Source organism: Xanthomonas hortorum pv. cynarae (genome assembly GCF_002939985.1).
GTDB lineage: Bacteria > Pseudomonadota > Gammaproteobacteria > Xanthomonadales > Xanthomonadaceae > Xanthomonas > Xanthomonas hortorum_D.
In genome coordinates this window covers 120,056-139,947 of sequence record NZ_MDFM01000014.1, presented here as the reverse complement: position 1 = coordinate 139,947, position 19,892 = coordinate 120,056, and the positions used below count along the sequence as shown (strand labels likewise).

General features: G+C 63.5%; 13 protein-coding genes. 10 read left to right on the top strand and 3 right to left on the bottom strand.

Annotation, left to right across the window (positions count from 1 at the left end):
• Window positions 1-81: 81 nt before the first annotated feature.
• The gene (locus XcyCFBP4188_RS11850; RefSeq protein WP_104592159.1) at window positions 82-1,467 is read right to left on the bottom strand and encodes a helix-turn-helix domain-containing protein; all 1,386 of its coding nucleotides are present in this window, start codon (window positions 1,465-1,467) and stop codon (window positions 82-84) included.
• Between the two features lie 124 nt (window positions 1,468-1,591).
• On the opposite strand from XcyCFBP4188_RS11850, the gene XcyCFBP4188_RS11845 reads away from it, so the two are divergent.
• From XcyCFBP4188_RS11845 to XcyCFBP4188_RS11810, 7 genes are all read left to right on the top strand, one after another.
• A complete protein-coding gene (locus XcyCFBP4188_RS11845; RefSeq protein WP_104592158.1) occupies window positions 1,592-3,097 on the top strand; it encodes a CoA-acylating methylmalonate-semialdehyde dehydrogenase in 1,506 nt (501 codons plus the stop codon).
• A 10-nt stretch (window positions 3,098-3,107) separates the two neighbouring features.
• Window positions 3,108-4,289: an acyl-CoA dehydrogenase family protein gene (locus tag XcyCFBP4188_RS11840; protein WP_006449182.1), complete on the top strand. Its 1,182-nt coding sequence runs from the start codon at window positions 3,108-3,110 to the stop codon at window positions 4,287-4,289.
• Window positions 4,286-5,083, top strand: coding sequence for an enoyl-CoA hydratase (locus XcyCFBP4188_RS11835; protein WP_104592157.1), 798 nt, complete (start codon window positions 4,286-4,288; stop codon window positions 5,081-5,083). The genes XcyCFBP4188_RS11840 and XcyCFBP4188_RS11835 overlap by 4 nt, the downstream gene beginning before the upstream one ends.
• Window positions 5,068-6,270 (top strand): enoyl-CoA hydratase/isomerase family protein, encoded by a 1,203-nt coding sequence (locus XcyCFBP4188_RS11830; RefSeq protein ID WP_174705843.1) that lies wholly within the window; start codon window positions 5,068-5,070, stop codon window positions 6,268-6,270. Before XcyCFBP4188_RS11835 ends, XcyCFBP4188_RS11830 begins: the two co-directional genes overlap by 16 nt.
• A gap of 156 nt (window positions 6,271-6,426) precedes the next feature.
• Window positions 6,427-7,329 (top strand): 3-hydroxyisobutyrate dehydrogenase, encoded by a 903-nt coding sequence (mmsB, locus tag XcyCFBP4188_RS11825; protein ID WP_104592163.1) that lies wholly within the window; start codon window positions 6,427-6,429, stop codon window positions 7,327-7,329.
• 765 nt (window positions 7,330-8,094) lie between these two features.
• A complete protein-coding gene (locus tag XcyCFBP4188_RS11815) occupies window positions 8,095-9,060 on the top strand; it encodes a cation diffusion facilitator family transporter (protein WP_104592161.1) in 966 nt (321 codons plus the stop codon).
• Between the two features lie 169 nt (window positions 9,061-9,229).
• The gene (locus tag XcyCFBP4188_RS11810; RefSeq protein WP_104592155.1) at window positions 9,230-10,513 is read left to right on the top strand and encodes an aspartyl/asparaginyl beta-hydroxylase domain-containing protein; all 1,284 of its coding nucleotides are present in this window, start codon (window positions 9,230-9,232) and stop codon (window positions 10,511-10,513) included.
• Between the two features lie 12 nt (window positions 10,514-10,525).
• Here XcyCFBP4188_RS11810 and XcyCFBP4188_RS11805 read toward each other — a convergent pair whose 3' ends face one another.
• On the bottom strand, window positions 10,526-12,028 hold the full coding sequence (locus tag XcyCFBP4188_RS11805; protein ID WP_104592154.1) for a tetratricopeptide repeat-containing sulfotransferase family protein: 1,503 nt from the start codon (window positions 12,026-12,028) through the stop codon (window positions 10,526-10,528).
• Window positions 12,029-12,188: 160 nt separating this feature from the next.
• Here XcyCFBP4188_RS11805 and XcyCFBP4188_RS11800 point away from each other — a divergent pair, with 160 nt between their 5' ends.
• From XcyCFBP4188_RS11800 to XcyCFBP4188_RS11790, 3 genes are all read left to right on the top strand, one after another.
• Window positions 12,189-12,647, top strand: a complete 459-nt coding sequence (locus tag XcyCFBP4188_RS11800) for a hypothetical protein (RefSeq protein WP_043908131.1) — start codon at window positions 12,189-12,191, stop codon at window positions 12,645-12,647.
• A gap of 40 nt (window positions 12,648-12,687) precedes the next feature.
• A complete protein-coding gene (locus XcyCFBP4188_RS11795) occupies window positions 12,688-14,259 on the top strand; it encodes a tetratricopeptide repeat-containing sulfotransferase family protein (protein ID WP_104592153.1) in 1,572 nt (523 codons plus the stop codon).
• 400 nt (window positions 14,260-14,659) lie between these two features.
• Window positions 14,660-17,512 carry a TonB-dependent receptor gene (locus XcyCFBP4188_RS11790; RefSeq protein ID WP_104592152.1) on the top strand — a complete coding sequence of 951 codons (2,853 nt, stop codon included), beginning with the start codon at window positions 14,660-14,662 and terminating at the stop codon, window positions 17,510-17,512.
• 169 nt (window positions 17,513-17,681) lie between these two features.
• On the opposite strand, the gene XcyCFBP4188_RS11785 is transcribed toward XcyCFBP4188_RS11790, so the two are convergent.
• Window positions 17,682-19,763, bottom strand: a complete 2,082-nt coding sequence (locus XcyCFBP4188_RS11785; RefSeq protein WP_104592151.1) for a 3-hydroxyacyl-CoA dehydrogenase NAD-binding domain-containing protein — start codon at window positions 19,761-19,763, stop codon at window positions 17,682-17,684.
• Window positions 19,764-19,892: the final 129 nt, after the last annotated feature.

Sequence of the window (19,892 nt, the reverse complement as noted above, 5' to 3'; positions counted from 1 at the left end):
TTGGCCGGTTTGCACTTTGTCGTCTTCACGATCCTGATGCTTGGAAATGCAGCCGCTCTATTTCAAAGTTCATAACACGCTCTAGCGCGCGCTGGCAGGCAATCGAGGCAAGGCCGGGAACGCGCGCTGCACGCAATCGCTGCGCTCGCAGGTCAGGCAGCCCGGGCCGATCGGTACCGCATCGTCCACCGCATCCAGGTCCCAGCCGCGTGCATACACCAGTTGATCGGCATGGCGCAGGTCGCAGCCCATCGCCAATGCAAAGGTCTTGCGCGGGCGGCCGTAACCGGGCGCGCCACTGCTGACCTGGCGCGCAAGCCAGAAATAGCGCCGGCCATCGGGCATGCGCGCGATCTGGGTGAGGATGCGGTCGGGCTGATTGAAGGCTTCGTAGACGATCCACAACGGGCAGGCGCCGCCGACATGCGAAAAGTGGAAGTCGGTGGCCGAGTGACGTTTGGACACATTGCCGGCGCGGTCCACCCGCATGAAGAAGATCGGCAAGCCGGCCGCACCGCGCCGCTGCAAGGTGCTGAGCCGGTGGCAGACCGCCTCGAAGCCCACATCGAAACGATCGGCCAGCCATTCGATGTCGTAGCGGCAGGTCTGCGCGCTGTGCAGAAATTCGCCATACGGCATCACCAGGGCGCCGGCAAAATAGTTCGACAAACCAATGCGCGACAACGCGATGCGCTCGGCATCTTCGAATCCGGCATCGGCAATGCGCGCCTCCAGCAGCGGCGCACATTCCAGCAACGCCAACTGCGCCGCCATCTGGAACGCCTGTTGGCCGGGGCGCAGATGCGCAGGCAGCCATAGCACGCGCGCCTGCGCATCCACGCTGCGCTTGTCGCTCAGCAGGTCGGTGGCGTCCTGCACCAACAAGCCGTGGCGATCGGCCAGGCGTTGGCGCAGCCGCGGCGCAAGGTTGTCCGGGGTCAGCCCGAGTTCGGCATACAGCGCTTCGGCGCGCTCATCCAGTTCGGGCAAATAGTTGTGCGCGCGATTGAAGTAATCGCGCACCTGCTCGCCGGGCGCCAGCGAGGGCAGTGCGGCGTGGTCGGCACCGATCTGCAGTTCCAGCGCGGCATTGCGCTCCTGCAGACGCTTGTGGGCGCGATGCAGATCCAGCAGTGCCTGCGCCACCTGCGGCAGATTGCCGGTGAGCACGCGCAGTTCAGCGGCCGACAGGCTGTGGCCCAGGCTGCGCAGCGATTCGTCCAAGGGTTCCACCAGCGCGGCGGGGTCGTACAGGTCCAGCAGGCCTTCGAGATCGCCCAGGGTGGCCTTGAGCCGCTGCTGGATCGCCAGCGTCAACGGGCGCTGATTGCGCTCGATCTGGTTGAGATAGCTCGGCGACAACGCCAGCCGGCGCGCCAGTTCGGCCTGGGTCAGGCCATGGCGCTGGCGCAGCCGCTGCAGGCGCAGGCCGAGCTGGTGGCGCAGAGGTGGCTGCGTGTGTGGCATTCGCAAGATTCGCAAAATTGTGCCACCAGCTTAGCGCGATTAAGCAATTGGGGGCTGGGAATGCCGGCGAGGGGTGCAAACAATGCGAAGCATCTGCATCGACCCTTCTGCGAGCGAACCTGCAATGAGCGAAGCCGTACCCCGCGTGTCCCTGTTGATCGATGGCGAATTCGTCACTTCCGCCAGCACGCACTGGCAGGACGTGGTCAACCCGGCCAACCAGTCGGTGCTGGCGCAGGTGCCGTTCGCCACCACGGCCGAGGTCGACGCCGCAGTGGCCGCCGCCAGCCGTGCCTTTGTCAACTGGCGCAAGACGCCCATCGGCACCCGCGCGCGCGTCTTCCTCAAGTACCAGCAACTGATCCGCGAACACATGCCCGAGCTGGCCGCGCTGCTCAGTGCCGAGCAGGGCAAGACCCTGGCCGATGCCGAAGGCGATGTGTTCCGCGGGCTGGAAGTGGTTGAACACGCTGCAGCGATCGGCAATCTGCAGCTGGGCGAGCTGGCCAACAACGTCGCCAACGGCGTGGACACCTACAGCCTGCTGCAGCCGCTGGGCGTGTGCGCGGGCATTACCCCGTTCAACTTCCCGGCGATGATTCCGCTGTGGATGTTTCCGATGGCCATCGCCACCGGCAACACCTTCGTGCTCAAGCCCTCCGAGCAAGACCCGATGGTGACCATGCGCCTGGTGGAGCTTGCGCTGGAAGCAGGCATTCCCAAGGGCGTGCTCAACGTGGTGCACGGCGGCGAAGAGGTGGTCAACGCACTGTGCGACCACCCCGAGATCAAGGCGCTGTCGTTCGTCGGCTCGACCAAGGTCGGCACGCACGTCTATCGCCGCGCATCGCTGGCCGGCAAGCGCGTGCAATGCATGATGGGCGCCAAGAATCATGCCGTGGTGCTGCCGGACGCCAATCAGGAACAGACCCTCAACGCGATGGTTGGTGCCGCCTTTGGTGCCGCCGGCCAGCGTTGCATGGCGGCCTCCACGCTGGTGCTGGTGGGCGAGGCGCAGCAATGGATTCCGGCGCTGGTTGCCAAGGCCAAGACCTTGAAGCTGGGTGCGGGCAATGCGCCGGGCACGGACGTGGGCCCGCTGATTTCCTGCGCGGCGCGTGAGCGAGTGGAGAACCTGATCGCCTCCGGCGTGGAGCAGGGCGCAACGCTGGAACTGGATGGTCGCGCGCCGACCGTAACGGGGTTCGAACAAGGCAATTTCGTCGGCCCGACGATCTTCTCCGGCGTCACTCCGGGCATGCGCATCTACGACGAAGAAATCTTCGGGCCCGTGCTGGTGATCCTGAGCGCAGACACGCTGGACGACGCCATCGCGCTGGTCAACGCCAATCCCAACGGCAACGGCACCGCATTGTTCACCCAGTCCGGCGCAGCGGCACGGCGTTTTCAGGAAGACATCGATGTGGGCCAGGTCGGCATCAACGTGCCGATCCCGGTGCCGGTACCGCTGTTTTCGTTCACCGGTTCGCGCGCCTCCAAGCTCGGCGACCTGTGTCCGTACGGCAAGCAGGTGGTGATGTTCTACACCCAGACCAAGACCGTGACCGCGCGCTGGTTCGACGACCAGACGCTTGGCCATGGCGTCAACACCACCATCTCTCTCAAGTGATCCGATCGCCATGAATGCAGCCATCCAGCTACACCCCAACGCGGCCGATTTGAACGACGAGCAGGAGGCCTTCCGCGCCGCCGCGCGCGACTTCGCCGACAAGGAACTCGCCCCGTATGCCGCGCAATGGGACGCAGAAAGTCACTTCCCGCGCGAGGCGATCGCGAAGGCCGCCGAGCTCGGTTTCTGCGGCCTGTACACCGACGAAGGCGTGGGCGGCCTGGGCATGCGCCGGCTCGATGCAGCAGTGGTGTTCGAGGAACTGGCCACGGTCGACCCGTCCACCTCGGCCTTCATCAGCATCCACAACATGGCCACCTGGTTGATCGCCAGCTACGGCAACGACATGGTGCGTGCGCAATGGGGCGAGGCGATGACCAGCGGTGCCAAGCTGGGCTCGTATTGCCTGACCGAGCCGGGTGCCGGCTCGGACGCGGCATCGTTGAAAACCCGCGCCCAGCGCGATGGCGATGCGTATGTGCTCAACGGCAGCAAGGCCTTCATTTCCGGCGCCGGCGCCACCGATGTGCTGGTAGTGATGGCCCGCACCGGCGACGATGGCGCACGCGGCATCAGCGCCTTCGTGGTGCCGGCCGACGCGCCCGGCATCAGCTACGGCCGCAAGGAAGAAAAGATGGGGTGGAACAGCCAGCCCACGCGCGGGGTGACCTTTACCGATGTACGTATCCCGGCCGGCAATCTGCTCGGCAAGGAAGGCGAGGGCTTCAAGATGGCGATGAAGGCGCTCGACGGTGGCCGCATCAATATCGCGGCGTGTTCGCTGGGCGCGGCGCAAGGCGCACTGGATGCAGCCCGCCGCTACATGGGCGAGCGCCGCCAGTTCGGCAAAAAGTTGGCCGATTTCCAGGCACTGCAGTTCAAGTTGGCCGATATGGCCACGCAGTTGGTGGCAGCGCGGCAGATGGTGCATACCGCCGCACGCAAGCTCGATGCCGGCAGTCACGATGCCACCGTGTGGTGCGCAATGGCCAAGCGCTTTGCCACCGACGCCGGCTTTGCGATCTGCGACGACGCACTGCAGATCCACGGCGGTTACGGCTATATCCGCGAGTACCCGATCGAACGCCTGCTGCGCGACAGCCGCGTGCATCGCATTCTGGAAGGCACCAACGAAGTGATGCGCATGATCATTGCGCGGCACCTGCTCAACGGCGAGGAGGAACTGCGATGAGCGATTGGGAAGGGCGCGCGCATACCGGCCTGCAGGTCGAGCGCGATAGGCATGTGGCTATCGTCACGTTGAGCAACCCGCCGGCCAATACCTGGACCGTGCGGAGTCTGGCTGCCTTGCGCGACCTGGTGCATGCATTGGATGCCGACCGCAGCGTGTATGCGTTGGTGATCACCGGCGAGGGCGAAAAGTTCTTCAGCGCCGGTGCCGACCTCAAACAGTTTGCCGATGGCGACAAGGCCGCTGCACGCGAGGCCGCGCGTCGCTTCGGCGAAGCGTTCGAGGCCTTGAGCGCCTTCCGTGGCGTGTCGATCGCCGCCATCAACGGCTATGCCATGGGCGGTGGCCTGGAATGCGCGCTGGCCTGCGACCTGCGCATTGCCGAGCAGCAGGCGCATCTGGCGCTGCCGGAAGCCAGCGTCGGTTTGCTGCCGTGCGCGGGTGGCACCCAGAACCTGCCGCGCCTGGTCGGCGAGGGCTGGGCCAAGCGCATGATCCTGCTGGGCGAGCGTATCGATGCCGCCACCGCGCACCGTATCGGATTGGTGGAAGAGGTGGTGGGCAAGGGCGAATCGCGCGCGCTGGCAGTTGCATGGGCGCAGCGTGCCGGCAAGCAGAGCCCGGTGAGCGTGGCGGCCTGCAAGCGCCTGGTGCAATCCACCCGCCATGGCACGCACGCTGCGGCCTTGGTTGCCGAGCGCGAAGCCTTTGTCGATCTGTTCGAGCAAGCCGATCAGGCCGAGGGCGTCGCGGCATTTCTTGAGAAGCGCGCGCCGCAGTGGAGCAATGGCTGATGGTGGATGTCAACGCAACTGAAGAGGCACCGGTGCTGTTCGAGCAACGCGATTGCGCGGACGGGCATCGCATCGGCGTCGCCACCTTGAACTCGCCCAAGACGCTCAACGGCCTGTCGTTGCAGATGACGCGCCTGCTGGACGCGCAGCTGCGCGTCTGGGCCGACGATGCGCAGATTGCCTGTGTGGTGTTGCGTGGTGCCGGCGAGAAAGCGTTCTGCGCGGGCGGCGATCTGCATGGTCTGTACCAGAGCATGCGCGCGCATCGCGAGGCTGTGCCGGATGCGCAAGAACGCATCGCGCAACCGCAAGGCAATGCGCACGCCGCTGCGTTCTTCGAAGAAGAATATCGGCTCGACCATCGCATCCATACCTATCCCAAGCCGCTGCTGTGTTGGGGCCACGGTATTGTCATGGGTGGTGGCATCGGCCTGATATCCGGCGCCAGCCATCGCGTGGTCACCGAGCGCTCGCGTCTGGCGATGCCGGAGATCAGCGTCGGCTTGTTTCCCGATGTCGGTGGCAGCTGGTTGTTGCGCCGTGTGCCGCACGCTGCCGGATTGTTTCTGGCACTGACCGGTGCTCCGTTGGATGCGAGCGACGCTATCTACGCGGGTCTGGCGGATGTGCGTCTGGAGCACGCGCAATATGCCGCCGTGCTGGATGCTTTGAGCGCGCACGCCTGGACGGACAATGTGCAGGACGACCGCGGCCAACTCAGCGCGTTTTTGCACGGCATTGCGCAAGCTCTGGAGCCCGGCCCCTTGCAAGTGCATGCGGCCTTGATCGAGCAACTGGTGGCGGGCGACACGCTGGAAGAGGTGGTCGCTACGATCCTGGCACTGCAAAGCGAAGACGCCTGGTTGCAAGCCGCACGCGCAACGCTCGCAGCTGGTGCGCCCAGTTCCGCGCGACTGGCCTGGGAGCTGCAACGTCATCCGGCTACAAGCACCCTGGCCGACACCTTCCGCACCGAATACGTGGCGGCGCTGCATGTCGCCGCACATGGCGACTTTGCCGAAGGCATCCGCGCGCTGCTGATCGACAAGGACCGCCAGCCGCGATGGCAACCTGCCTCGCTGGAAGAAGCGGATGCGCAATGGGCTGCTGCATTTTTTCAATCTCCCTGGCCGGCCGCAGAGCACCCGCTTGCCGATCTTGCTGTACGTGAGGTCGGTGAACGCTGAGTGGCTGGCAAATGCGGTTGATGGCCAGCACAACGCGCACGCGGCGGAGGAATCGCAAGGTTCGCATTGGCACCGGCAAGCCTGAAGTTTGCGATGGCCGCCTTGCGACCCAGCCGCCCATCCATGACCGCACTAACGATCGATGATCGTTCTAACCTGGAAACCGACACCATGAGCAAGATCGCTTTTATCGGCCTGGGCAATATGGGCGGGCCGATGGCTGCCAACCTGATCAAGGCCGGGCACCAGCTACGCGTTTTCGATCTGGTGCCTGCCGCACTGGACGCCGCTGCGGCAGCCGGCGCGCATGCCGCACGCTCGGCGCACGACACCTTGGCCGACGCCGAGATCGTGATCTCGATGCTGCCGGCCAGCCGCCATGTAGAAGGCCTGTACTTCGGCGAGGCCGGCATTCTGGCGCAGATTCCAGAAGGTGCCTTGGTGATCGACTGCAGCACCATTGCACCGGTTACCGCGCGCAAGGTCGCCGCCGCAGCGCAGGCGCGTGGCCTGGCGATGCTGGACGCGCCGGTTTCTGGCGGTACCGCGGGCGCGGCGGCCGGCACGCTGACCTTCATCGTCGGCGGTGCAGCCGAGACGCTTGAGCGCGCCCGCCCAGTGCTGCAGGCAATGGGCAAGAACATCTTCCACGTTGGCGCCAGCGGCGCCGGCCAGGTCGCCAAACTGTGCAACAACATGGCGCTGGGCGTGATCATGGCGGCCACCGGCGAGGCGCTGGCGCTGGGCGTCGCGCAGGGGCTGGACCCGGCGGTGCTGTCGCAGATGATGGCGGTCAGCACCGGGCGCAGCTGGGCCACCGAAGTCTGCAATCCCTGGCCGGGCGTGTTGCCCAACGCACCGGCTTCGCGCGGCTACAGCGGCGGTTTCGGCAACGATCTGATGCTCAAGGATCTGGGGCTGGTCGCTGAGTCCGCAGTGCAGGCGGGCGTGTCGATTCCGCTCGGCGAGCTGGCGCGCAATCTGTACGCGATGAACAGCCAGGCCGGTAACGGTGCGCTGGATTTTTCCAGCGTGATCAAGTTGGTTGCCAAGGTCTGAGAGTGGCTAATAGAGCTACTACGCCCACCACCAGGTGGGCGTCGCCGGCGTTGTAACTCGTATCCGTCTTGGTGTAACTCGCATCTGTTTTGATAGGTGATCGAACGGGTATGCGTCGGGTGCAGAGCGGATGATCTGCGGCTTGTCTGCGAGGCCCTTGCCCGGCCACCATCGCAGGACACGCCGCAAGGCAGAGCGGCTGATCTGTGGCTTGTCTGCGGGGCCCTTGCCTGCCCAGCGTCGCGGGACACGCCGCAAGGCAGAGCGGATGATCTGTGGGTTTGCTGCAGGGCCCTTGCCCGCCCACCATCGCGGGACACGCCGCAAGTACGTCCATGTAGGCTCTTACGCGGCATCCATGCCGCGTAAGGTCCCGCGACGGTGAGCGGGCAAGGACCAGTCGAGAGTGTCGGTGTGCATGGTTGCAAGCAGGGCAAGCAGGGCAAGCAGGGCAAGCAGGGCAAGTAGTGCATGCAGTGCGGCCGTCCGATGATGTGCGGTCTGATCGGCTCCTCTCGATCCGAGCAATGTCACTGCCACTACCGACATCACTCCACTCGTCAACGAAGGCAGTGTGGCCAGCACGTTGCCGCCATCGCTGCGGCGTTCGAGAGCTTTTGTTAGCCGCTCCAAGTTGCCACCCGGCCTGTGGGCAATAAGGCACATCACCGCGCCCACGTGATGTGATGTCATCACGCCCAGGTGTAATAGTCTCCGCCATCGCGTGCGCCTAAGGTGCGCGCATCGCACGAGGCCAACGCATCCATGGGACACGACCACAACCACGCACCCAGCGACATCCGCCACGAGAAACCGTTGTGGTGGGCGCTCGCACTGACTGCCACCTTCCTGTTGGCGGAGGTCATCGGCGCGTTCATCACCAACAGCCTGGCGCTGCTGTCCGACGCCGCGCATATGGCCACAGACACCGTGGGTTTGATGATCGCGCTGGTCGCGGTGCGGCTGAGCCGTCGCCCTGCCGACGCGCGTCGCACCTATGGCTATGTGCGTCTGGAGGCGCTCGGCGCGCTGGTCAATGGCGCGCTGTTGTTCGCAGTCGGCGCTTACATCCTGTGGGAAGCGGCGCAACGCTTTCGCGCGCCGCAGGATATTTCCTACAGCGGCATGCTGTGGATCGCCGGCTTCGGCCTGGTGATCAACCTGATCGCGATGAAGCTGCTGCACGCCGGCAGTGGCGAGAGTCTCAACGTCAAGGGTGCCTATCTGGAAGTCTGGAGCGACATGCTCTGCTCGGTGGCGGTGATCATCGGCGCGCTGCTGATCCGCTGGACCGGCTGGCAGTGGATCGACCCGGTGCTGGCCGTGCTGATCGGCCTGTGGGTGCTGCCGCGCACCTGGGTGCTGTTGCGCGAAGCGATCAATGTATTGCTCGAAGGCGTGCCCAAAGGCATCGACCTGCCCCAGGTGCAGCAAGCGCTGAGCAGTTATCCCGGCGTCGAAGACGTTCACGACCTGCACGTCTGGGCGCTGGCCTCCAGCACGCCCGCACTCACCGCACACGTGGTGGTCAGCGAAACCACCGACCGCGACCGCCTGCGCGACGCGCTCGGCCAACTCCTGCACGAGCGCTTCGAGATCACCCACGTCACCATGCAGGTGGAAAGCGGCGACTGCGGCACCGAGCCGTGCGGGACGCCAAGCGTGTCGAAAGACGCTGCGGAGCACGATCACCAGGGGCACGCGCGCACTCACGGCGGCCACTCGCATTGATGTTTTGTTGCAGGGCGTAAGCATCCGGAAGCGGTGCCGCTGGCAGGTCGTCGCTCACAGCAGCGTGTGCAGGTCGCGCACAGGCGGCGTGCTACGTAGCAGCCTGGCTGTTGCGATGCCGCTCAAGCCGTATGATCGAGCCGGGGAAGGCTGACAGGCTGCGGGTGTCATGGCGGTACAGATCGAACAGACCAACGAACAGATCGCCGCGCTGATCGCCGAGGCAGGTGCAGCGGCATCGGCGGGGCAATGGCAACAGGCCGAGCAGTTATGGGCACAGGTGCGTCAATTGGCGCCTGCGCATCCACAAGCCTTGTATAGCCTGGGCGTGCACGCCTATCAGCGGGGCGACACAACGGCAGCGTTGGAGTATCTGAGCGGCGCACGCGCAAGCAGCCCAGGCGACCCGATGATCGTCCTGACCATTGCGGTGGTGAAGCAGGCGCAGGGCGACCTGGATGGCGAGTGGCAGGCCATCGGTACTGCCTTGGCGCTGGATGCCTACTTCCTGCCCGGCCTGCTGGCCAAGGCGGCGTTTTTGGAAGCGCGCGGTCGCCCACGTGCAGCCGCCGCGGTCTATCGCGATGCTTTGAAAGTGGCACCGCCAGAACCGCAATGGCCGGCGGTGTTACGTCGCAAGCTAGCCCTTGCCAAGCAAGCGGTGGAACAGGACACGCTGGAACTGGAAACGCAGTTGCGGACCTTGCTTGCGAGCCCAAGTGCAGCGGTGGATGCAGCGCTACAGGGACGCTGGGACGAGGCCGCAGCGATCGCCTGCGGGCGCAGTCGCCCCTTCCATTCCCAATCCAACCGCCTGTATGTGCCGCGATTGCCGGCCTTGCCGTTTCATGCAACGGAAGCCTTCCCGTGGATCGATGCGGTGCAGGACCAGACCGACGCAATCGCCCAGGAGTTGCATGCGGTCATGCACGACGATAAAAGCGGATTCGCCCCTTATATCGCCTACGCGCCTGATCAGCCGGTCAATCAATGGAAAGACCTCAATCATTCGCCTGCGTGGAGTTCCTATCCGCTCTGGGCCCATGGCAAGCCGGTGCAGGAGCATCTCGTGCGGTGTCCCGCCACTGCAGCCGCATTGTCATTGGTCGACGCCGCGCAGATCGACGGCGTGTGTCCCAACGCGATGTTTTCGGTGCTGGCGCCGCAGACGGTGATTCCGCCGCATCATGGCGAAACCAATGCGCGTCTGGTGGCGCATCTGCCGTTGATCGTGCCGGAAGGCTGCAGTTTTCGCGTGGGTTATGACTGGCGGCGCTGGGAGGTCGGTAAGGTACTGGTGTTTGACGACTCGATCGAGCATGAGGCGCGCAACGAGAGTTCTCGGGCGCGCGTGGTACTGATCTTCGATATCTGGAACCCGCTGCTGACCCAGGAAGAGCGCGGTATGGTCAATGCCATGGAAACCGCCATCGCGCGCTACCGCGCTGGTTGAAGACAGCTAGGTTCAATCGGCAAGCGTCATGCCGGCTTGGGCAAGCGCGGCGCGTAAAGGAGAAAGTTGCGCAGCGTAGTGTCGCCAGCGCCCAGACGCATCCGCATGCAAGGGGCGACGCACCTGCCAGTAGCTGGCGGTTCTCACTGCCCCAGGCGCAAGGTGAAAGTCCAGGCAGTCCGGTTCCCAGGGCAACTGCAGAAAGTCCAGCAAGGCGCGCAAGGTCGGTTCTGGCGCGGCGACGAATGCGTCATAGTCGAAGGTGTGGATGCTGTCTGGATACAGCGATAGCCAGTGCCCCATCAACCGTTGATAGTGCGCATAGAAATGGCCGATATCCTCCAGCCGACCCGCATAGCCAAACCTATGCGGATTGAGCTGCTGCATGAAGATCGACAGCCCGTTGTCCAGCGGATGGCGACGCGTGTGCACGATCCTGGAGGCAGGAAACAGCTGCTTGATCAAACCGATCAGCTGGAAATTATCCGGTCGCTTGTCGGTGATGTAGCGCAGGCGTGCCTGCTCGGGAACGGCAGCTGCCACACGTTGCCGATAGCGTGCTGCCAACTGCGCCAGGGTTTGAGCGGGCAGCGCATGTGCGGCTTGCGGAAACGGCGACAGCGACTGTGCCACCAGTCGTGGCAGCGCATCCAGTTCACCGCCCGCCGCAATGCAGGGATGGCGCGACAAGGCCTGCTCGATCAAGGTGGAGCCGGAGCGGAACATGCCGCAGATAAACAGCGGAGACACCGTGTCGTGCTCAGCAACCTTTGGCAGCAGGGTGGTCGCGTCATCGGCTGCGGCAAATACCTGCGCGATATGGTCGAAATGTTGTTGTGTCCGGAGCGGGTCGTAGCGCCTTGCCTGTGCATGAGCATGACGATTGCCGGCGCTTGCTGCATCGAAAGCGCGCGCGTGCAGACCGAGACGGTCGTAGGCGTGGGCCAGCGCATGCAGCACGCTGGCGACAAGCTCCGGATCCTGGTCGGGTGCCGAGACTGCCTGCCCGAGTGTGAGCAGACGCATGTCCTCGGCGTGGGTAGGCGGCTCCAGATGCAGCAGGCGTGCAGTGGCTTGCAGTTGCAGCGCGTGCGTAGCTGCGTCGGTATCGACAAGAGCGACAAGTCGGCAATAGGCCGCAATCGCCTGATCGCGTGCGCCGAGTTCCTCGTGCAGATTGCCCAGGTTGAGCAGCGCCGGAGCGTAGTCGGGCCGACAGCGCAGCGCCAGGTCGAGTTCGCGCAGCGCCGCGGCCTCCTGATGGAGATGGTCGCTATAAAGTGCGGCGCGATTGAGGTGGATCTGCTCGGGCGCTGTTGCGCCACAGACCAATGCCTGCGCATAAGCGTCCAGCGCACCGGACGCATTGCCGGTCCGGCGCAACAAGTACCCCAGGTTGTACCAGGCATCGGCCGAGCGCGGCTGCGTCTGCAGCACGCGCTGATACGCCACGATCGCCTGCTGCAACTGGCCCTGCTGCAGTAGTTGTGCGGCCTGCTGCAAAGACATGTTCAAGGCGTAATCCTGCGAGGCGGTGCGTCAGTTCAGACCCGCAGCTTAAAGGGCGCTTGCAGCCTGTTCAATCGATGCCAGGCAAAACAGCGCCGGCCTGTCTCTCCACCGCCGTCCGGTTGCCTTGTATGCTCAGGCGCAACCGACGATTGAAGATGCGCAAATGCACAAGCGGAGACTGTGTGGGCTGGCAATCATGTGCTGCACGTGGGGTGTGGTGGCTCAGGAGACTCCAACGCATCGATGCGCGTCGGTACTGGAGCCATTGCCGCGGCTGGCCTGCTACGACGCCAGCTTCCCGCCAGCGCAGGCGGTACGGGCCGCAGAAGCCAGCAGGGGCGTGCGCGAGTTTGGTCATAGCGCAGATGAAGTATCTGCTGCGGCGGTGGCGAGACGGTCCTCGCCTGCGCAACTGAGCGCAACAGTGCTTGCAGTGACCTATCAGGCAGATGGCACCCGCACGGTGTCTCTTGATACGCAACAGCGCTGGGCATTGACAGAAGCAAGCAGCCGCGGCCATTTGGCCGAAGGTGATGTGATAGTGCTTCGCAAGGCGGCAATGGGTAGCTACATGCTGGTGACCGCTGCCGGCGTGGCGCTGCGCGCGCGTCGTATCGACTAGCCAGATGACCGGCCACACTGCACCAAACAGGGAGAATGGATTGACTGAGACACAGCTGCGCGCACTCTTGCGCGACGGATATCAATTGCTGCGTCAAGGCCGTTACGCCGACGCAATTGCTCTGGCCGATCGCGCCTGCGCAGACTGGCCTGACAACGCGCACCTGCTCGAATTCGCAAGCGAGGCCCGGTTGGCCAACGGTGATCCACACACTGCAGCCGAGTGCATCGCCAACGCTGCAGCGGTCGCATCGTCGCCACTTCCCTTATTGATCAAATATGCCAGCCTGCTGATACAGCTGCGCCGTCGCCGCGAGGCGGCGTTGGTCGCGCATCAAGCGCAGGCACTGGCAGCAGCGGATGGCAATGCTTGGTGGCGGATCGGCGCGCTGTACAGTGGCTGCCAGGACGTGGCTGCAGCCCGTGACGCCTATCAGCATGCGCTGATGCTGCTGGGGGACCAGCCCTCCTTGCTGTACGACCTGGCGACCATGCAGTTCTTCGGTGGCGAATTCGATGCCGCTGAGATCACCGTGGAGCGGCTGTTGCAACTTGCCCCAAATGCTGGCGATGCGCTGTACCTGCGCGCAACGCTCCGGCGGCAGACCGGGCAGCACAACCATCTGGACGACCTGCGTCACCGGCTGGCAACCACGCTATCGGAGCCATCTGCCAGGGCCGCAGGCCTGTACGCCTTGGCCAAGGAACTGGAAGATCTTGGGCAACATGCACAATCCTTCGAAACATTGACCGCAGCAGCGGCATGCAAGCGCAAGACCTTGCAGTACGACGTAACCGCCGAGTGTGTGCATATCGCTGCGGTGCGCCAAGCCTATGCTGCGGATGCCCTACGCACGTTGCAGCCGGGTCACGACGGTGAGGGCGTGATCTTCATCGTCGGCCTGCCGCGGTCAGGCACCACCTTGTTGGAACGACTGCTCATACAACGCATAGGCGCGCGCTCTGCAGGCGAATTGATGGATTTCGGAGCAGTTCTTGGAAGCGCCACCTCTGGCGTGATGGCGAGCAATCCCGGCCTGACAGCGGCGCAGGCATCGCTGAAGATCGATTTCGCAGCAGTCGGCAAAGAGTATCTGCGCGGCGCTCGCGAAGTGGTGCATGACCATCCGGTACTCATCGACAAAATGCCGGTCAATTACCTTTACTGCGGCATGATTGCGACCGCGCTGCCGCGGGCGCGCATCATCCATCTGGTGCGCGATCCGCTGGACACGTGCTATGCGATGTACAAGACCCTGTTCTATAACGCCTATCCGTTTTCATACGCGCTCGATGAGCTTGGCGACTATTACCTTGCGTACCAGCAGACCATGCGCCACTGGCATACGGTGCTGCCCGAGAAAATTCTCGATGTGCATTACGAAGATCTGGTGCGCGATACCGAGCATCAGATCACGCGGGTGCTGACGTGGTGTGGACTTTCATCGAATGAAAATACGTCCGAATTGAAGGACGTGGCGTTTGTCACTGCCAGCGCTGCGCAGGTGCGTGGCGAGGTCCATCAACGCTCTGTGCACAGTTCTCGGCGGCATTTGAACGAGCTCGCTCCGTTAGTGAAGCGGTTTCAAGCGGCGGGTGTGAGCGTGTCTTGAGTTTCAGTTTTTAGGGACTCGCCATCAATTACCAACAAGCCCAACTGGCACGCGGAAGCGAGCTTTAGCCTGTATGGAATAGATATAACCACGATTACGGAGACCAGCCTCTACAGGTCATAGAGGTGCATCAAGGCGGTTTTTCCGTGACGGGCGCACTCTTTTGGGGCTTCAGTGCACCTATTCAGAGCATTTGTGAATGGCGCTTTAACTTTCGTCAACATCGTCTTAACATCGGGTTGGCAACGTTTTTCGGAGCGCTCTTCGCCCGGCCGTTTGCCAGTGTGGCTACGCAGTTTGAATGCGTTCGCCAACGATGTCGCAGTCGATCCGCGCTCGCATCACTTCAGATGCCGACGCATTGCGCTGCTTTCCCCCGTTCGGACTTTCGGAGAGAAAGATGAGATTGAAGACCACCAAGTTGCGCGATGCCATCAGGGTGTCGCTCACGGTTGGCGCTGCTGCGCTGGCCTTGTCGGGAACCGTCATGGCACAGGAGCAGCCTTCGTTGGATGCCAAGAGCCTGGACACGGTCAATGTCACCGGCACGCGTATCAAGAGCCAGACAATGACCGCCTCCAGTCCGGTGGCAGAAATCAACAAGGAAGAATTCCAATACTCCGGCTCGACCAAGGTCGAAGATCTGATCAATCAATATCCGCAACTCGCTGCCACCTTCGATAACTTCGCCAACAATGGGTCGGCCGGATATGCAACGGTCGATCTGCGCGGCCTCGGTGCGCAGCGCACCTTGACCCTGGTCAATGGCAGGCGCATTCCCAAGGGTATCGGCGAAAGCCCGGATATCAGCATCATTCCCGCGTCATTGGTGCGCCGTGTCGATATCCTGACTGGCGGCGCCTCTGCGGTATACGGGTCGGATGCCGTCGCCGGTGTGGTCAACTTCGTGCTGGACGACGAGTTCGAAGGCGTCAGTGTCGACATGGGCTACAACGCCTACCAGCACGACAATGGCAACAAGTTGATGCGTGGTCTGATGGATGATGCCGGTTACGATTATCCGACCGGCAATTCCGGCTTCGACGGTATCTCCCGCAATGTAGACCTGGCCATCGGCGGCAGCTTCGGCGAATCGGGTCACGCCACCGCATGGGCAACCTGGCGCGAAAACGATCCATTGCTGCAGGGGCAGCGCGATTACTCTGCGTGTGCATTGAGCAATCGCGGCACTGCTTGCGGCGGCTCGGCCACCGCCGACCCGGCAAACTTCTACGTCGTCGCCCCGTCTGCGGGTGCGTTCTACGTGCAGCCTTCCGCAGGCGGCACCTGGTCGCAGGTTGCATCTCCGAATCTCTACAACTTTGCGCCGGTGAATTACTACCAGCGCCCGGATACGCGCTATACCGCCGGCAGCAGCTTCAAGTACGAAGTGAACGAGCACTTCAAGCCCTACCTCGAAACCTTGTTCGTCAACCGCAAGAGTTCGACGCAGATTGCGCCATCGGGTGCGTTCTTTACCGATCTCAATGTCAATTGCGGCACGTCGGTGCTTGGCAGCCTGTGTAACGATGTCGGCATCACCGATGACGAATTCACTGTGTATGTCGCCAAGCGCAACGTCGAAGGCGGCCCGCGTATCACCAATTCGGACAGCAACAGTTTCAGCATCACCAGCGGTGCGCAGGGCGATATCAACGACAACTGGTCCTACGACGCGTCGTTCACCTACAACCGCAGCACCACCAAGTCCGAGAACATCAACGACTTCGTGACCACCCGCGTACGCGATGCACTGCTGGGCTGCCAGCCGGGCTCGTTCGGCGGCTGCGTGCCGTACAGCGTGTGGAACGATAGCGTCACCGCAGCCGAGGCAGAAGCCCTGCAGGGCGTGGGTATCGTCAATTACGAAACCTCGATGCGCGTGTTCAACGCCTACGTGACCGGCAACTTTGGCTATAGCCTGCCGTGGGCCGGCGATAACCCGATCAGCGTCGTCGGTGGTGTGGAAACCCGCAGCGAAACCTTCAAGCGGGTGGCCGACAGCAATATGCAGACCGGCAACTTCACCGGTCTGGGCGGTCCCACTTCCAATGTATCCGGCGACATCAGTGTCAAGGAACTGTTTCTGGAAGGCGCGGTGCCGTTGTTGGCGAAGGCAGGCAGCCTGGACAACCTCGACATGCAGCTTGGCTATCGTTACTCGGACTACGACATCTCCGGTGGCGTCAGTACCTACAAGGTCGGTCTGGGTGCGACGTTTGTCGACGGTAAATACCACCTGCGTGCAGGCTGGAACCGTGCGATCCGCGCTCCGAACGTCACCGAGCTGTACAACGAAAATACAATCAATTTGTGGAGCGGTAGCGACCCCTGCGCTGGCGCCAATCCGACATTTACCCAGGCCCAGTGCGCCAACACCGGCGTGACGGCGGCGCAGTACGGCCGCGTTGCAGCAAATCCAGCGGGGCAGTACAACGAAATCGGCGGCGGTAATGCTTCACTGCAGCCGGAAACGGCCAACACCTGGACCTTCGGTTTTGCTGCCAGCCCGATCAAGGGGCTCGATCTGAGCGTGGATTACTACGACATCAAGATCGACGATGCGATCCGGTCGATCGGCTCATCCAACATCCTGACGGCCTGCGGTGTGACCGGCAATGCGGATATCTGCAGCCGCGTCCGCCGCAATGCCACGACAGGCGATCTGTTCCGCGGCAGCGATGCAGACATCTCCGGTCTGATCTTCAATTCCCAGGACAATTTCGGCTCATTGCACTTCCAGGGTGTCGATCTGACTGCGTCGTATGCATGGAGTGTCGGCCCGGGCCGCCTGACTGCCTCGATGATGGGTAGCTATGCCCTCAAGCAGGAATACGAGCCGGTTCCGGGCGTGCAGGACGTGACCTACGACTGCGCGGGCGTGGTCAACGTAGCGTGCAACAGTGCCGAGTGGCGGCATGTGCTGAGCACGCGCTACAACTTCGATCGCTACACCGTCAGTCTGCGCTGGCGCTATATCGGTGAGCTGGACTATCAGAATACCGACGGCACGCCGGGGACCACCGACGTGCGCCTGGTCAATCAGGACAACAAGGTCTCTGCCTACAACTACTTCGACCTTTCCGGTTCGATGCAGTTGGGCGATTACGTCACCTGGACGCTGGGCGTCAACAACATCGCCGACAAGGAACCGCCGTTGGTGGGTGGCAGCCTGACCTATAACGGCAACTCGCTCGGTGGTTACGACCAAGCCGGCCGCTACTTCTTCACCAGTGTGGGTCTGCGTTTCTGAGTCGCTTCGTGACTGTGTAAAAAAGAACGGCGAGCCTTAGCTCGCCGTTCTTTTTTGTTGCTTGCGACATGCGCCGCCGATGACGCGCTACTCCACGACCTCATGCCGTGTGATCGCCGCTAGCGGCTCGGCTGCGCGTTTGCTCAAAGTCGCAGCTGAAGTCAGCGTGTCACGCCACCGCTTCACGCAACAACGGCGAATCCCAACCTGGGCGCGGCGCAAAACGATCGCCGTAACGCGCATGCAGTGCCTGCAAACGTTCCAGCAGCGCGTCGGCGCCGACGCTGCGGATGTGCTGGATCGGACCGCCACGGAACGGGGCAAAGCCGGTGCCGAAGATGACGCCGGCATCGAGCAGATCCGCATCGGCCACTACGCCGTCGTGCAGGCAGGCGACCGCTTCGTTGAGCAGCGGCAGGATCAAGCGGTCCTCAAGATCCGCCGGCACCGCGTAGCCGCTGGCGACCTCGGGTTTGACCGCGCGCCCGTTATCCCACTTGTACAACCCCTGGCCGTCCTTCTTGCCGCGCTTGCCGGGCTCCACGGTGGCCAGTGCCGCAGGAATCGGCAGGTGCAGAAAGGGCGCGAGTTCCGCGCCTACGCCTGCAGCAACGTCCAGCCCCACCGTATCGATCAGTTCGATCGGCCCCATCGGCATACCGAACTTCACTGCGGTCTTGTCCAGCACCGGGCCCGGCACGCCTTCGGCATACGCGGTGGCCGCCTCGAGCAGATACGGGAACAGCACCCGATTGACCAGGAAGCCGGGTGTGCCGGCAACCGGCACCGGGAACTTGTCCAGCGCCTTGCAGAACGCGGCCAGGCGCTCGACGTTGGCCGGATCCAGCCCGTCGTGCTGCACGATTTCGACCAGCGGCATCATCGACACTGGATTGAAGTAGTGCAGGCCGGCGAATTGCGCCGGACGCTGGATGTGTCCACGCAACTCGGTCAGCGGAATCGACGAGGTGTTGGTGGTCAGCAACGCGTCGGGCTTGAGTTGCGGCTCGATGGACTGATACAGATCGCGCTTGGCCTGCGGATTTTCGATGATCGCTTCGATCACCAGGTCCGCCTGCGCCACGCCCGCGCCAGCCAGATCGCCACGCAGGCGCGCTGCCACTGCCGGCCGCTTGGCCTCGTCTTTCACGCGCTTGTCGAATAACTCGCCGCCGCGCGTCAGCGCGGTATCGATGAAGCGCTGCTCGCGATCCTGCAGCGTGACCTCGAAGCCCTTGTAGGCGGCCCAGGCAGCGATATCGCCGCCCATCACGCCGGCACCGATCACATGGACATGGCGGATAGGGGCCAGCGCCGCAGCGCCAGCGTCCTTGCCGCCCAGCGCCTTCAAGCGCTCGGTGAGGAAGAAGATGCGGATCAGGTTGCGCGCCGTCGGTGTGCTGGCGAGTTTCACCACCGCCTTGCGCTCGGCGGCCAGGCGCGCCTGGATGCCGCTGCCACCGGCGCGTTCCCACACGTTGATCAACGCATACGGCGCCGGGTAATGCTCCTTGCGCGCCTTGCGTGCGACCTGTTTGCGCATCTGTGGCGCCAGCAGCTTGCGCGCAAGCAAGGTGTTGGTGGCCCACGCAGTGGCGCGTTGTTTGAACGGGCGTTTGCTGCCGGTGAGCGCCAGTGCGGCGGCGACATCCACCAGCACCGCAGGCGCGGCGACCTTGTCGACCAGGCCCATCGCGCGCGCGGCCTTAGCCGACACGGTGCGGCCGGTCAGCATCAGATCCATCGCCGCCGGCGCACCGATCAGACGCGGCAAGCGGGCGCTGCCGCCCCAGCCTGGAAAGATGCCGAGCTTGGTTTCCGGCAGGCCGATGCGCGTGCTGCCATCGTCGGAGGCCACCCGATAACGGCACGCCAGCGCGATCTCGGTACCGCCACCCATGCAGAAGCCGTGGATCGCCGCGACCGTAGGGCAGGGCAGTTCGGCCAGCTTCTGAAACACGCTCTGGCCGCGCTGGATCGCGTCGTTGACGGTGCCTTTGCGGTCGAATTCCTGAAATTCCTTGAGGTCGGCGCCGGCGATGAAGCCGTTGGCCTTGCCCGAGCGCAGCACCACGCCCTTGGGCGGCTCCAGCGCCAGTCGCTCAACCAGTGCGCCCAGTTCGAGCAGCACCTCCTGCGAAAACGCGTTGACCGGTGCACCTTGGCGATCAAGGCTGAGCACGACCACGCCGTCCTCGCGCAGGTCGGCCTGCCAATGGCTGAATCGGAGCCCGTCGAAACCTGGAAGCATGCGTCTGGCCGTCCGGAGATATAAGGAAAGATCGTTATCATCCAGAGGTTGTTTCCTTCACGTCAAATACCCATACCTGTCGACAGGGCCGCGTGCGCTTGGTGCGAGGCGTCGCCAGCGGCGCATCGG